The 14,763-nt window shown below is 74.4% G+C and carries 10 protein-coding genes; 8 read left to right on the top strand and 2 right to left on the bottom strand.

Annotated features, from left to right (window positions below; genetic code table 11):
• Positions 1 to 12 precede the first annotated feature (12 nt).
• The 6 genes from AB0G56_RS28995 to AB0G56_RS28970 all read left to right on the top strand — a co-directional run bounded on the left by AB0G56_RS28995 (position 13) and on the right by AB0G56_RS28970 (position 7,508).
• Positions 13 to 2,250, top strand: a complete 2,238-nt coding sequence (locus AB0G56_RS28995; RefSeq protein WP_360974660.1) for an MMPL family transporter — start codon at positions 13 to 15, stop codon at positions 2,248 to 2,250.
• Positions 2,228 to 2,800 (top strand): GNAT family protein, encoded by a 573-nt coding sequence (locus AB0G56_RS28990; RefSeq protein ID WP_360974657.1) that lies wholly within the window; start codon positions 2,228 to 2,230, stop codon positions 2,798 to 2,800. Before AB0G56_RS28995 ends, AB0G56_RS28990 begins: the two co-directional genes overlap by 23 nt.
• Positions 2,801 to 2,851: 51 nt before the next feature.
• The gene (locus tag AB0G56_RS28985; RefSeq protein WP_360974654.1) at positions 2,852 to 3,616 is read left to right on the top strand and encodes a hypothetical protein; all 765 of its coding nucleotides are present in this window, start codon (positions 2,852 to 2,854) and stop codon (positions 3,614 to 3,616) included.
• A gap of 212 nt (positions 3,617 to 3,828) precedes the next feature.
• Positions 3,829 to 4,014, top strand: coding sequence for a hypothetical protein (locus AB0G56_RS28980; protein ID WP_360974651.1), 186 nt, complete (start codon positions 3,829 to 3,831; stop codon positions 4,012 to 4,014).
• A 188-nt stretch (positions 4,015 to 4,202) separates the two neighbouring features.
• Complete coding sequence (locus AB0G56_RS28975) at positions 4,203 to 7,250, top strand: AAA family ATPase (protein ID WP_360974648.1); 3,048 nt, start codon at positions 4,203 to 4,205, stop codon at positions 7,248 to 7,250.
• Positions 7,251 to 7,286: 36 nt separating this feature from the next.
• Complete coding sequence (locus AB0G56_RS28970; protein ID WP_360974644.1) at positions 7,287 to 7,508, top strand: DUF6191 domain-containing protein; 222 nt, start codon at positions 7,287 to 7,289, stop codon at positions 7,506 to 7,508.
• Positions 7,509 to 7,517: 9 nt separating this feature from the next.
• Here AB0G56_RS28970 and AB0G56_RS28965 read toward each other — a convergent pair whose 3' ends face one another.
• Positions 7,518 to 8,663, bottom strand: coding sequence for a PQQ-dependent sugar dehydrogenase (locus AB0G56_RS28965; RefSeq protein ID WP_360974853.1), 1,146 nt, complete (start codon positions 8,661 to 8,663; stop codon positions 7,518 to 7,520).
• Between the two features lie 223 nt (positions 8,664 to 8,886).
• Complete coding sequence (locus AB0G56_RS28960; protein WP_360974641.1) at positions 8,887 to 9,885, bottom strand: aldo/keto reductase; 999 nt, start codon at positions 9,883 to 9,885, stop codon at positions 8,887 to 8,889.
• A gap of 77 nt (positions 9,886 to 9,962) precedes the next feature.
• On the opposite strand from AB0G56_RS28960, the gene AB0G56_RS28955 reads away from it, so the two are divergent.
• Both AB0G56_RS28955 and AB0G56_RS28950 read left to right on the top strand, forming a co-directional pair.
• Positions 9,963 to 10,925, top strand: a complete 963-nt coding sequence (locus AB0G56_RS28955) for a 2-hydroxyacid dehydrogenase (protein ID WP_360974638.1) — start codon at positions 9,963 to 9,965, stop codon at positions 10,923 to 10,925.
• 421 nt (positions 10,926 to 11,346) lie between these two features.
• The gene (locus AB0G56_RS28950; protein WP_360974635.1) at positions 11,347 to 14,739 is read left to right on the top strand and encodes an EAL domain-containing protein; all 3,393 of its coding nucleotides are present in this window, start codon (positions 11,347 to 11,349) and stop codon (positions 14,737 to 14,739) included.
• Positions 14,740 to 14,763: the final 24 nt, after the last annotated feature.

Genomic DNA, 14,763 nt, shown 5'->3' with positions numbered 1-14,763 from the left:
GGAGCACGTTTCGTGGCAGCCCTCGCGCGCTGGTGTGTCCGGCACCGCCTCGTCACCGTTCTGCTCTGGCTCCTCGCCCTCGGCGGGGTCACGGTCGCCGCCGCCATCGCCGGCCCGGCGTACTCCAACGACTACGAGGTCCCCGGCACCGAGTCGGGACGCGCCACCCAGCTGCTGCAGCAGGGCTTCCCCGGCCTCGGAGGGGACAGTGACACCGTCGTCTGGCACACCGCGCCCGGCTCCGTCCGGGCCGCCGACGTCGAGCAGACGATGACCCGCACCCTGGACCGCGTCGAGTCCCTGCCCGGGGTGGCCTCCGTGACCAGCCCCTACAAGGGACAGAACGCCCAGGGCACCGACCGGATCAGCCGGGACGGCCACACCGCGTACGCGACGGTCACCTTCGACCGCCCCGCGCAGGACATCACCACGGACCAGGCCCGGGCCGTCGTCCACACGGCCAAGGCGGCCCAGACCGACGGGCTCCAGGTGGAGCTGGGCGGCAGCGCCGTCGGCGCCATCCAGTCCTCCGGCGGCCACCTGGCCGAGATCCTGGGCGTCGCCGTGGCCGCCGTGGTGCTCCTGGTCGCCTTCGGTTCGCTGGCCGCGTCCCTGCTGCCCATCGCCACCGCGCTGGTGAGCGTCGGCACCGCCCACGCCGCCATCGGAGTGCTCGGCCACACCATGACGGTGGCCGACTTCGCCCCGATGCTGGGCATGCTCATGGGTCTCGGCGTGGGCATCGACTACGCGCTGTTCATCGTCACCCGCCACCGGCGCGGCCTCAAGCGCGGCCTGCCCGTCACCGAGGCGGCCACGAACGCCGTCGCCACCACCGGACGCGCCGTGGTCTTCGCGGGCGCGACCGTCTGCATCGCCCTGCTGGGCATGCTGATCCTGCGGCTCGGCTTCCTCAACGGCGTCGCCGTCGCCGCCGCGTCCACCGTCGTCCTCACGGTCGCGGCCTCGGTGACCCTGCTGCCCGCACTGCTCTCCTTCATCGGCCCGCGCGCACTGAGCCGCCGCGAGCGCCGGCGGCTGGCCGAGCACGGCCCCGAACCCGAGGTGCCCACCGGGTTCGCCGCCCGCTGGTCGGCCTTCGTGGAACGCCACCCCAAGCTGCTCGGCTCCCTCGCCCTCGGCGTCGTCACCGTGCTCGCCCTGCCCACCCTCTTCCTGCACCTGGGCACCTCCGACCAGGGCAACGACCCGTCCTCCTCGACCACCCGGAAGGCGTACGACCTCCTCGCCGACGGCTTCGGACCCGGCGTCAACGGACCGCTCACCCTGGTGACCCGCGTCGACGGGGCCGAGGACCGGCTCGCCCTGGACAACCTCGGCACCACCCTGCGCGCCACCGACGGCGTCGCCGACGTCACCCCGGTGACCTACGACACCGGCGGCACCACCGCCTACCTGAACGTCCTGCCCGACTCCGCGCCCCAGTCGCAGCGCACCAGCGACCTCGTCGACCGGCTGCGCGAGAAGGTGCTGCCGCGCGCCGAGACCGGCACCTCGCTCGACGTGCACGTCGGCGGCGTGACCGCTGGATACGACGACTTCGCCGGCGTCATCGTCGACCGGCTGCCGCTCTTCGTGGGCGTCGTCGTCGGCCTCGGCTGCGTCCTGCTGCTGCTCGCCTTCCGTTCGGTGGGCATCCCCCTCAAGGCCGCCGTCATGAACGTCGCCGCCGTGGCCGCCTCCTTCGGCGTCGTCGTCACGATCTTCCAGTGGGGCTGGGGCAGCGAGTTCCTCGGCCTCGGCCGGGCCGGGCCCATCGAACCGTTCCTGCCCGTGATCATGGTCTCGGTCCTCTTCGGGCTCTCCATGGACTACCAGGTCTTCCTGGTCAGCCGGATGTACGAGGAGTGGCTGGAGACCGGCGACAACCGGCGCGCCGTCCGGGTCGGCCTGGCCGAGACGAGCCGGGTGATCAACTCGGCCGCGGTCATCATGATCTCCGTCTTCCTCGCCTTCGTGCTCGGCGGCGACCGGGTGATCGCCATGTTCGGCATCGCGCTCGCCGCCGCCGTCGCCCTGGACGCGTTCGTGCTGCGTACCCTGCTCGTGCCCGCCCTGATGCACCTGCTGGGCCGCGCCAACTGGTGGCTGCCACGCCGCCTGGACCGCGTCCTGCCCCGTATCAGCATCGAGCCGCCCGAGTGCCGCGCCGCCCATGAGAAGCTCGGCGACGTCATGGCGGAACTCGCGAAGGAGCACCGACCGGATGTACGCGATATCCCTGGGTGACGGAGCCGAACTGCGGCCCCTGGAGCCCTGGCACGCCGAGGAGTTCCTCGCGCACCTCGACCGCGGCCGCGCGTTCGTCAACCGGCACGTCCCGTTCGGGGCGAACGCCACCGACGTCGATTCCGCCCGCGCCGTCCTCCAGGCGTACGCCGACAAGCGCGCCGCCGACACCGGCTTCCTGCACGGCCTGTGGCTGGCGGGCACCCTGGTCGGCGGGCTGCTGTTCCCCGCCTTCGACGCGGCGACCGGCACGTGCGAGATCGGCTGCTGGCTGGAACCCGACGCGACCGGCCGGGGGCTGGTCACCCGGGGCGCCCGGGCCCTGATGGACTGGGCGTTCGAGGAGCGCGGCATGCACCGCGTGGCCTGGCACGTCTCCTCGGCCAACGAGCCGAGCGTCAACGTGGCGCGGCGCCTCGGCCTGACCCGTGAGGGCGTGCTCCGCGAGAACTACCCGCACCGGGGCGTGCGCCAGGACACCGAGATCTGGGCCGTGCTCGCCCCCGAGTGGCGTGCGGCACGGGCGCGCCGCCGCCGCGGCGACCGGTGAGGCCGTCCGCCGTTAAGAGACCTCTCAGACTCCGTCCGTACGGTGCCCGGCATGGGAACCAGGACCGCAGACGAGGCCCGAGCCACCACCGGCACCGAGGCGACGCACGAGACGGAGGCGAAGAGCGCCCCGCAGGAGACGAACCAGGCGGAGGCGACGAACCGGACGGAAGCCCAGGCGGCGAGCACCGCCCCGCAAGCCGAGGCGACGAGCACTGCCGAAGCGGCCGGGGAGACCGGTGAGGCCGGAGCGCAGCCGAAGACCGGGGAAGCCGGGGACGCCGACCAGGCCGGCGAGGCCGCTGTGACAAGCGAGACCGCTGAGACCGCTGTGACCGGCGAGGCCAGCGAGGCCGCTGAGACCGGCGAGGCCGCTGAGACCGGCGACGCCGGTACCGAGTCCGCCGGGTCCGCCGAGGCGGCCCCCGCGGGGGCCGGGCAGGGCGCCGGCGCCGTCGTGTCGGCCGCCCTGGGCCTCGTCTCGCTCACCGGCAGCTGGCTCGGCACCGTCGCCGGCGCGCGCGAGCAACTGGTCGGCCAGCTGCGGACCTCCACCTCCGCGAGCGTCGCCACGCAGATCAAGGAGGTCTACGGTGACGCCTGGCACACCACCGCCCTGTGGGGCGGCCTGTTCGCGCTGCTCGCCCTGATCGTCGGCGTCGTGGTGCTCGCCCGGCCCGCGTTCGGCGCTCCGGGCAGGCCGCAGGCCCAATGGACCAAGTCGGTCGCCTGGGCGGGCGTCGCGCTCGGCGCCGTCGGTCTGCTGCTGGCCGTCCTGAAGTACACCGACGTGCTGCTCGCCCTCCCGTCCGCCTGAGTCCGACCCCGCCGCCCCCGGCCGTGCCGTGCGGGGCCTCAGCAACGCCGTAAGGACCTTATGGCGGCCCTGAGGCCCCGCACGCGCGTCTAAGGCCCCGGGCGCCGCCGAAGATGCGGAACTCGCCCGATGCGGGCCGGCCCCCTGGCGGACGAAGGTGGAGTGCGGCACCGGGAAACGGTGCCGGATGCCACTTCACCAGGGGAGTCACCATGTTCACGTACGAGTTCCACGAGCAGCGTTCCAGCGAGATGCGCCGCCGGGCCGAGCAGGAACGCCTCGCCCTGGCGGTGCTCCGCGGGCGCCGCGCCGCCCGCCGCCGGGCCTACCGAGAGGCCCCGGAGGCCGAGGCGCATAGCGACGGCCCCCGCCGTCACCGGTTCACCCGGGCCGCGTGAGCGAGGGGCCCCCGAGGACGGCGCCCGGTCTCCAGGAGGGGGACCGGCGCCGTCCGCCGGGCGGCGACACGAGAACCGGTCCCCCTGACACGGAAACGGGCCCCGCCCACACGCGAACCGGCCCCGCCCACACGCGAACCGGCCCCGCCGACACGAAAACCGGTCCCGTGCTGTCGTACCCCCGTGCGATGCTCGGGCCTGTGGAGACCAGGTCTGTCAGTCCGGTGTTCGTGGGCCGCGCGAACGAGTTGGACACGCTGCACGAGGCGCTCACCCGCGCGAACGCGGGGGAGCCGCGGGCGTTGCTGATCGGCGGCGAGGCCGGCGTCGGCAAGACCCGGCTGATCGAGGAGTTCGCCGCTGCCGCCGCCCGGCGGGGCGCGGTCGTCGCGCTCGGCGGCTGCGTCGAGATGGGCGCCGACGGGCTGCCCTTCGCCCCCTTCTCCACCGCCCTGCGCGCGCTGCGCCGCGAACTGCCCGACGCCCTCGACGCCGCGACCGCGGGCCAGCAGGAGGAACTCGCCCGGCTGCTGCCCGAACTCGGCGAGCAGCCCGCCCCGCGCGGCACCGGCCGGCACGACGAGGAGGGCATGGCCCGCCTCTTCGAACTCACCGCCCGCCTGCTGGAACACGTCTCCGCCGAGCAGACCGTCGTCCTCGCCCTGGAGGACCTGCACTGGGCCGACGCCTCCACCCGGCACCTGCTCACCTACCTCTTCCGCACCCTGCGCACCGGCCGGCTCGTCGTCCTGGCCACCTACCGCTCCGACGACATCCACCGCCGCCACCCGCTGCGCCCCCTGCTCGCCGAACTCGACCGGCTGCGCACGGTCTGCCGCGTCGAACTCGACCGCTTCACCCGGCACGAGGTCGGCCGCCAGATCGCCGGCATCCTCGCCACCGAACCGGACCCCGCCCAGGTCGACCGGATCTTCGAACGCTCCGACGGGAACGCGTTCTTCGTCGAGGAACTCGCCGTCTGCGCCCACGAGGGCTGCGCCGACCTCAGCGACTCCCTGCGCGACGTGCTGCTCGTGCGCGTCGAAGCCCTCCCGGAGGCCGCCCAGCGGGTCGTCCGGATCGCCGCCGAGGGCGGATCCACCGTCGAGTACCGGCTGCTCGCCGCCGTGGCCCGGCTCACCGAGGACGACCTCATCGAGGCGCTGCGGGCCGCCGTGAACGCCAACATCCTCATCGCCGCCCCCACCGGCGACGGCTACCGCTTCCGGCACGCCCTGGTCCGCGAGGCCGTCGGCGACGACCTGCTCCCCGGCGAACGCTCCCGCCTCAACCGCCGCTACGCCGAGGCACTGGAGGACGACCCGTCCCTCGTCGCCGCCGACCAGCGCGTCATGCGGCTGGCCAGCTACTGGTACCACGCCCACGACCCGGCCAAGGCCCTGCCCGCCGTCCTGGACGCCTCCGTCACCGCCCGCGCCCGGCACGCCTACAGCGAGCAGCTGCGCCTCCTGGAGCGGGCCATGGAACTGTGGGACACCACCCCCGAGGACGTACGGGACCGGTTGCGTCCCGTGGACTACACGGAGGTCTGTCCGCCCTGCGGCGGCGACCCCGCCACCACGCCCCTGTGCTACCTCGACCTGCTGGCCGAGGCCGCCGTCGCGGGCCGCTTCTGCGGCGAGCGGGACCGCGCCATGAAGATCATCAAGCGGGCGCTGCGCCTCCTGGAGGACGAGCACGACCCCCTGCGCGCCGCCTGGTTCTGGATCCAGCGTTCCCGCCTGGTCCAGGCGAAGGCCCAGGGCAACGGCTGGCGTGAACTGGCCCGCGCCCAGGACCTGGTGCGCGGTCTGCCGCCGTCCGAGGTGCACGCCGAGGTGCTCGCCAACGTCGCCAACTGGTCCATGGTCCACGAGCCCGGCCCCGAGGCCTTCTCGGCCGCCGAGCGGGCCGTGGAGTACGCGCGCATGGTCGGCGCCTGCGAGATCGAGATGACCGCGCGCCTGACCCTCGGCGGCCTCAGGGTCCAGGCGGGCGACGTCGAGGCCGGACTCGCCGAGATGCACGAGGTCAACCAGCGCACGGTGGAGCGCGGCATCGCCGCCGTCGCCGGACGCTCCTACGTCAACCTGCCGTCCGAGCTGGAGTCCGTCGGCCGCTCCCGCGAGGCCGTCCCCCTGCTGGAACAGGGCATCGCCCACACCCGGCGCTACGGCCTGCTCGACCAGGAGGCCTGGGTCTGGGGCAACCTCGCCGAGTCGCTGTTCACCCTGGGCCGCTGGGAGGAGGCCGCAGAGGCCGCCTCCCGGTCGCGGCGCGTGGGCCAGAGCGCCAAGCCGCGCGCCTTCCACGCCCGCATACGCGCCGAACTGGCCCTCGCCCGGGGCGAACTGGCCGAGGCCGCCGCACAACTCGCCGACGGCCGCTCCCACTTCGGCACCCATGACTGCGCGCCGCAGCACACCCTGCCCCTGGTCCGCATCGCGATCGGCGTCGCGGCGGGGGAGGGCCGCCTGCTCGACGCCCGCACCGAACTCGCACGCGCCCTGGAGGACGGCTTCCCGCCCGGCACCCAGCGCTACGGCTGGCCCCTGCTGCTCGCCGCCGCCACCGTCGAGGCCCGCACGGCCGGGCTGCCCGCGGCCGGCCCGGGCCGCCCCGACGCCCTCGACCGCATCCGGAAGGCCGCCAAGGCGCTGACCGTCAACGTCCCCGTCTGGCAGGCCTACGAACGCTGGGTACGCGCCGAACTGCTGCGTGCCGAGGGATGCTCCCGGCCCGAGGAGTGGGCCGCCGTCGTCGCCGCCTTCGAGACCCTGGAGCGCCCCTACGACCTCGCCCGCGTCCGGCTGCGCCTGGCGGAGGCGCTGCTCGCCGGCGAGGACCAGCGGGAGCGCGCCACGGAACTGCTCCGCCTGGCCCACGCGGTCGCCGGCCACCTCGGGGCCCGGCCGCTCGCCGACTCCGTGGCCCTGCTCGCCCAGCGCGCCCGGCTGCCCCTGACGAAGCCCGCCCAGCGGCCCGCGGCCCCCGGGGACCCCGCCGAGTCGCTGGGCCTCACCAGCAGGGAACGCGACGTCCTGCGCCTGGTCTCCCTCGGCCGCACCAACCGCCAGATCGCCGGGGAACTGTTCATCTCCCCCAAGACGGCCAGCGTCCACGTCTCCAACATCCTGGCCAAGCTCGGCGTCTCCGGCCGGGTCGAGGCGGCGGCGGTGGCGCACCGGCTGGAGATGTTCCCCGGTGACCCGCTCGCCGCCCGGGCCGCCGGCTGAGTCGTACGGTGGAGGCAGGACGGTGAGGGAGGGGACGTGTTCGACGCCTTCGAGGAACTGTTCGCCCCAGGGCGCAAGCACACCCGTGACGAGCAGAAGCGGCTGGAGTTGACCCGTGAGGACGTCGGGGACAACGATCCCGGGCGGGGACCGATCGACCTCGCCTCGGGACGGGTCGTCGTACGGCCACCGAGGACCGAGGAGGTCCGCGAGGCGGACGCCGGACCCCGGGGGGAAGGCGAGCCGGGCGACGCGTGAGCGCCCGGGTCACCTCACCTCGAGTTCCAGGATCCGGTCGTCGCCCTTCTTCGGCGTGCCCCGGCCGTCGGTGTTGCTCGTGACCAGCCAGAGCCTGCCGTCGCCCGCCGCGGCGACCGTGCGCAGCCGCCCGTAGGTGCCCGGGAGGAACGCCTGGGGGGCGGCGGACGCCACCGTGCCCTTCAGCGGGATCCGCCACAGGCGCTCGCCCCTCAGCCCCGCCATCCACACGCAGCCCTCGGCGTACGCGATGCCGCTCGGCGAGGCCTGGTCGGTGTGCCACTGGGCGACGGGGTTGCGGAAGCGCGCGTCGGTGGACCTGCCCTCCGCGTCGGGCCAGCCGTAGTTCCCGCCGGGTGCGATCGCGTTCAGCTCGTCCCAGGTGTCCTGGCCGAACTCGGACGCGAACAGCCGCTGCTTGCCGTCCCAGGCGAGGCCCTGCACGTTGCGGTGGCCGTAGGAGTACACCGGGGAGCCGGGGAAGGGGTTGCCCGGAGCCGGCTCGCCCTCCGGGGTCAGCCGCAGGATCTTGCCGCGCAGGGACTTCGTGTCCTGGGCCGGCCCGCGCTCGCCGTTCTCGCCGGTGCCCGCGTACAGCATGCCGTCCGGGCCGAAGGCGATCCGGCCGCCGTTGTGGATGACGCCCTTGGGAATGCCCTTGAAGATCGTGTCGGGCGCGCCCAGTTGCTCCCCGGCGGGCTTCTTCGCGTCGTACAGCATCCGGACGATGCGGTTGTCCGAGGCAGAGGTGAAGTAGGCGTACACCATGTGGTCGGCGGCGTAGTGGGGGGAGAGGGCGATGCCGAGGAGGCCGCCCTCGCCCCGGGGTGCCACTCCGGAGACCGTGCCCAGCTCCGTCTTCCTCCCCGTCCGCTCGTCGACGCGGGTGATCGTCGCCCGGTCGCGGGAGGAGACGAGGAGGCCGCCGTCCGGAAGCGGGGCCAGGCCCCACGGGGAGTCCAGGCCCTCCGCCACCGTGCGCAGCACTTTCACGGTGCCCTTGGCCGGCGGGGTGTTCTCCGCGGCGGGCCGCCCGGGGGAGGGGGAGGACCCCACCGCCGTGCCGGGCGGGGCGCTCCCAGCGCCGGGTGGCGGTCCACCGGAGGAGCACCCGGCGGTCAGCAGCAGTGCGGCGGCGGCCAGCATGCCGGTCACAGCCCGAGCCCGAGCCTGCACGATCGTGTCCCTTCGACGCGGCGGTCGCTCTTTCTCAAACACCGCCCGCGCCCTCCCAGGTTCCCGATCGCCCGCGATCCACGCGGACCCGGCTCCCCGCGCCCCTCGCGCAGTCCCTGCCCCCGCGCACAAGTCCCTGCCCCCGCGCCCGGTCACAGCCCCCGCGGTCACACGCCCCCGCGCCCGGTCACCGCCCCCGCGTTCAGTCCCACGACCCCCGCGCCGCCGGAAGCCGTGCCAGCTCCGTCAGGTCCTGGACCGTCAGGCGCAGCTCCACCGCGGCGGCGTTCTCCGTGACCCAGTGCTCGCGCTTGGTGCCCGGCACCGGGATCACGTGCCGTCCCTGGGCGAGCACCCAGGCCAGGGCCACCTGGGCCGGTGTGACGCCGTCGCCGTGCCGGGCGGCCACGCGCCGCAGACCGGCGACGATCGGCTGGTTGGCGGCCATCATCTCGGCGGTGAAGCGGGGGTGGCGGGCCCGCAGGTCGTCCGGTTCGAAGCCCTGGCCGGGGGTGAGCGTGCCGGTCAGGAAGCCGTTGCCCAGCGGCATCGCGGCCAGCACGCCGACGCCCCGGGCCGCGCACCACGGCAGCAGGGCCTCCAGCGGTTCCGGCGACCACACCGACAGCTCGGCCTGCACCGCGCTCACCGGGAACACCTGCTGCACCCGCTCCAGCTGCCGGATCGTTCCGTCATGCAGCCGCCCCCGGGACCGGCGTCCGCCGCGCGCCCCCACGGCGCACAGACCGAGCGCCCGCACCTTCCCGGCCCGCACCAGATCCGCCATCGCCCCCCAGGTCTCCTCCACCGGCACCTCCGGGTCGGCCCGGTGCAACTGGTAGAGGTCGATCACGTCCGTCTGCAGCCGCCGCAGCGACGCGTCACAGGCCCGCCGCACATACCCGGGACGGCCGTTGGCCACGATGTGCTGGTCGCCCACCAGCAGCCCGACCTTGGTCGAGACGAAGGCGTCCGAGCGCCGCTCCTTCAGCACCCGCCCCAGCAGCAACTCGTTGGTGAACGGGCCGTACATGTCGGCGGTGTCCAGCAGTGCCGAGCCCAGGTCCAGCGCCCGGTGCACGGCCCGCAAAGAGTCCTCCCCGCGCCGCCGGGACGCGCTGTAGGCCCAGCTCATCGGCATGCAGCCAAGTCCTACGGCCCCCACCGCGAGTGCCGCCGCGCCGATCGTCCTGCGCTCCACCTCGCCGTAACCCTCCCTCTCCTCGGCTCACCAACCTAACCTCTGCGCCCGCGCGCGCCTGGCATAGCCTCCTGAGCATGAGTGCTGACGTGTGGCTGCCCATCCCGCCCAAGGAGATCAAGGGGCTCCCCGAGGGGCCGAACTACCTGTTCTGGGACGGGGGAGACGACGGTGCGCAGCCGTTCCCCGGGGATCCGGCCGACTGCGCCTTCTACGTCGTGCCGTACATGAGGCCGGCCGGGCTCGTCGTACGCCCGCTGGACCGCATGCGCTCGGTACGGGTCGTGCAGACGCTGTCCGCCGGCACCGACAACGTGGAGGCAGGCCTCGGGCACCTGCCGCCGGGAGTCGTGCTGTGCAACGCGCGCGGGGTGCACGAGGCGAGCACGGCCGAACTGGCCCTGACGCTCGTCCTCGCCTCCCTGCGCGGCGTCCCCGGCTTCGTGCGGTCCCAGGACCGCGGGGAGTGGGGCGGAGGCTTCCACCCCGCGCTGGCCGACAAGAACGTCCTCATCGTGGGCTACGGAGCCATCGGCGCCGCCATCGAGGACCGGCTCGTGCCGTTCGAGGTCGCGCGGGTGGCGCGCGTGGCGCGCTCCGCGCGCGCCACAGCGCGCGGCCCGGTGCACCCGCTCACCGATCTGCCCGCCCTGCTCCCGGAGGCCGATGTCGTCGTCCTGTCCACGCCCTTGACCCAGGCCACGCGCGGCCTGGTCGACGCGGACTTCCTCGCCCGGATGAAGGACGGCGCGCTCCTGGTGAACGTCGCGCGCGGAAGGGTCGTCGACACCGAGGCGCTGCTGGCCGAGTTGGAGAGCGGCAGGCTCACCGCCGCCCTCGACGTCACCGACCCCGAGCCGCTGCCCGCGCACCATCCGCTGTGGCACGCGCCCGGCGTGCTGATCAGCCCGCATGTCGGTGGCCCCACCTCGGCGTTCCGGCCGCGCGCCGAGCGGCTGCTGACGGGGCAATTGCACCGGTTCGTGAACCAGGAGCCGCTCGCGAACGTGGTTCTGACGACGGGCGGGGCAGGCGTATAGCCCCGTCCCGGCACCGTCCGCAACCCCCCGGACGCGGGGTGTATCCGCATATGCGCTGGTCGTCACGGAGCGTAGAGGAACTATGTCCCTGAGTGACGAGACTGGTGTATCGTCCCCGACAGGGGCTGCGCCGGGCACCGTTCGGCGCCGGGGATGGACATTTCGGACTGCGAGGGGGGCGACGGGCGATGCACGGCCTATGGACGAACGATCCGACGCGGCGGAGCCGCCGGAGGCCCTGGCACACGGCCGCTCGCGGCAGCGGCCCGCACAGCGACCGGCCCGGCCGCGACGGGCGGCCCGGCTGCCACCGAAGCCGGCACCGGCACCGCGAACCCGGTGCCCGCGTGAGGCAGGGGCACCCGGCGCGCCGGGGTGCGAGGGACACGAGGGACACGGCGGTGCGGACCGGGAGCCTCCGGTGAGCCCGCCCGCCCCCGCCGTGACCGCGCCCGAGGGAGCGCGCCGGACCCCGCCCCCGCCGGGAGCCCGGCCCACCCGGCCGCCGGCGGCGCCCGGCGGATTCGGCAGAGTGGCCTCCCAGCTCGTCCTGGCGCTGGTGTGCGCGGGCTACGCCGTGGGTTCCGCCTGCGACTGGGGCTCGCGCGAAATCGCGCTGGTCATGGGCGACTTCGGGCTGTCCGCCGCGGCCGGCACCGCCGCCGTGTCGTGCGCCCTGTACGCCCGCAGACACCGGGTCCGCTTTCGATCCGCCTGGCTGCTGTTCGCCCTCTCCTCGGCGATGGCCTCCCTGGGCAACGGCGTCTGGGGCTGGTACGAGGTCGTCCTCGACGAGCCCGTGCCCAGCCCCAGTTACGCCGACCTGTTCTTCCTGTGCTTCGCGCCGCCCGCGATCGTCGGGCTGCTGGTGCTCGCCAAGCGCCCGGTGACGAGGGCCGGCTGGGTCTGCCTGGCGCTGGACGCCTGGCTGATCGGCGGCTCGCTGCTCACGCTCTCCTGGAGCCTGGCGCTGGCCCAGGCGGCCAGGTTCGACGGGCCGAGCGTCGCGCACACCGCGCTCTCCCTGGCGTACCCGCTGCTGGACATCGCCCTGGTCAGCATGGTGCTCGCCCTGCACTTCCGGCGCTCACCGCTCAACCGCACCGCAGTGAACACGGCGATCGGCGGACTCGCCCTCACCGTGCTGAGCGACGCCCTGTTCACGTCGCCGCTGATGCACCACAGCTACCGCTCCGGGCAGCTTCTGGACGCGGGCTGGTTCGCCGGCTCGCTGCTCCTGGCGTACGCCCCCTGGGTCGGGCCCCACAACGCGCCCGCACGCGGGAGCGGTCCCATCCCGGCGGCACGCCCCCACGACGGACCCACGGCCGACCGCCACGAGACGGCCCGCCCGAAGACGGGCCACCCGGGGACGGGCCACCCGGGGACGGGTCGCACCGGGGCCGGCCGGCAACGACCGGACCGGCACGGAGCCGACCGCGACGGGCCCGTCGGGCAGCACGGCCCCGACCGCCCCGGGACCGGCCGGCACCCCGCGACACACGAGGCGGCCGACGCGCGCCCGCACGGCGCCGACGCGCACGTGCACGCGCGCGTGCCCGACGGCCCCGCGCCCGAGGCCGACGGCCGCGCCCCGGCGGGCGGCGCCCCCGCGACCGACGGGCACGCCCGCGTGGCGCACGAGCGGCTGCCCGGACAGCGCCAGGCGCCGCCCGGCGGGGCCGCCCGGCCGCGCCTCGTACCGGAGACCGATCACGAGCGGTACCCGGCCGCCCGGCCCATCGCCGGTTCCCTGGCCGCCCTCACGCCCTACCTCGCCGCCGCCGTGTGCACGCTCGGAGTCCTGTACAACGTGCTCAACGGCCACAGCGTCGACCGGGTGGTGCTGATCACCGCCGGTGCGGTGGTGCTCGCCCTCGTCGTGCGCCAGGGCATCATGCTGCTCGACAACATGGCCCTCACCCAGGAACTCGCGCAGAAGGAGAACCACTTCCGCTCCCTGGTGCAGGGCTCCAGCGACGTCATCATGATCGCCGCGCCCAACGGCATCCTGAGGTACGTCTCCCCGGCCGCCGCCGGGGTGTACGGGCGGCCCGCCGAGGAACTGGTCGGCACCGAACTGGCCGGCCTCATCCACCCGGAGGACCTGGGCTGCGTCGTGCACGAGGTGCGCCGGTTCCTCGCCGCCAGCCCGCTGGAAGAACCCACCACGCGCATCGAGTGCCGCTTCCGGTCCGGGGGTGGGGGCGCCTCCCGCTCTGGGGGCACCTCCCGGCCGGAGGCTGGGGGAGAAGCCGAGAGTGGGGGAGGCTGGCTCAACGTGGAGTCGACCATCAACCGCCACCACGGCGGCCTCATCTTCAACAGCCGGGACGTCACGGAACGCGTACGCCTGCAGGCGCAGCTCCAGCACAACGCCGAGCACGACCCGCTCACCGACCTGCCCAACCGCGCGCTGTTCACCAAGCGCGTGCAGCAGGCGCTGTCCGGCCGCCGCTCCACCGACCGCGGCACCGCCGTGCTCTTCATCGACCTGGACGGCTTCAAGGCCGTCAACGACACCATCGGGCACCAGGCCGGGGACGAACTCCTCGTCCAGGCCGCCCGCAGACTCCAGGAGTCCGTCCGGTACGGGGACACCGCCTCCCGGCTCGGCGGCGACGAGTTCGCCGCGCTCATCGTCGGGGACGGCACCCGCGACCGCACCGCCCGCGAAGGGCACATCCTGGAGCTGGCCGACCGGCTCAGGATCACCCTGTCGCAGCCGTACCTCATCGACGGCAACGATGTCCGCGTCGCCGCGTCCATCGGCGTCGCCTTCGCCGAGCCGGGCCTCGGCGCGGGAGAGCTGCTGCGCAACGCCGACCTCGCCATGTACCGAGCGAAGGCGGCCGGGAAGGGCCGCGTCGAGCTGTACAAGCCGCAGATGCAGCAGGACGTCGTCCGCAAGGCGGAGCTGGCGGGCCGGCTCAGGTCCGCCCTGCACGACGGCGAGTTCACGCTGCTGCACCAGCCGGTGGCCTGCCTGGCGACCGGCCGGATCACGTCGGTCGCCGCCCAGGCGCGCTGGCGCTCCTCCCAGGGGGTCCTCTTCACACCGGCCGAGTTCCTGAGGGTCTCGGAGGACAGCGACAAGACGGCCGAACTGGGCCGCTGGATGCTGGAGGAGGCCGTCGAGCAGGCAGCCGAGCGCGCCCGGACCGGGCTGAACGTGCCGGTGGTGGTCCGGATGGGCGCGCGCCGCCTCCTCGACCGCTCCCTGCCGCCCGGCACCGTCGAGACCCTGCTGACCCGGCACGGTCTGCCCTCCGGGGCCCTGGTGCTCGAGCTGGCCGACACCGACCCGCGGGTGTCGCTGGACGAGCTGGAGCGCCGCCTGTCCGCCCTGAGCCGCCTCGGTGTGCGGATCGCCCTGGACGGCTTCGGCAGCGGCCACGGCGCCCTCACGGCGCTCAGGAAGCTCCCCGTCGAGGTACTGAAGCTCGACCGCTCCCTGGTCGAGGGCGTCGTCGAGTCGGCCCGCCTGCACAAGATCACCAGTGGGCTGCTGCGCATCGCGGGCGACCTCGGGCTGCAGTCGGTGGCCGACGGCGTGGACCTGCCCGAGCAGATCGCCGCCCTGCGCGCGATGGGCTGCACGCACGGCCAGGGCATGGCGTTCTCCGGCCCGCTCGACGAGTACCGGCTGCGCCGGGCGCTCACCTGCGGCCACTACCCGGTACCGCACGGCGCGGCCGAGCCGGCGTTCGCCGGGGGCGGTGGCGCGGGCGTGTACACGGGCCAGGTACCGGCCGTCTTCGGAGGCGGGACGAGCCTTCGCCCACATGATGAGACTCCCGTCCCACCCACTTGACAGTGGATGCGTGCCGGGGGGAGG

It is taken from the genome of Streptomyces sp. NPDC021356 (assembly GCF_040641015.1).
GTDB lineage: Bacteria > Actinomycetota > Actinomycetes > Streptomycetales > Streptomycetaceae > Streptomyces.
Note: the sequence above shows the minus strand (reverse complement) of the source record. Positions and strands in the feature narration are given on the sequence as shown.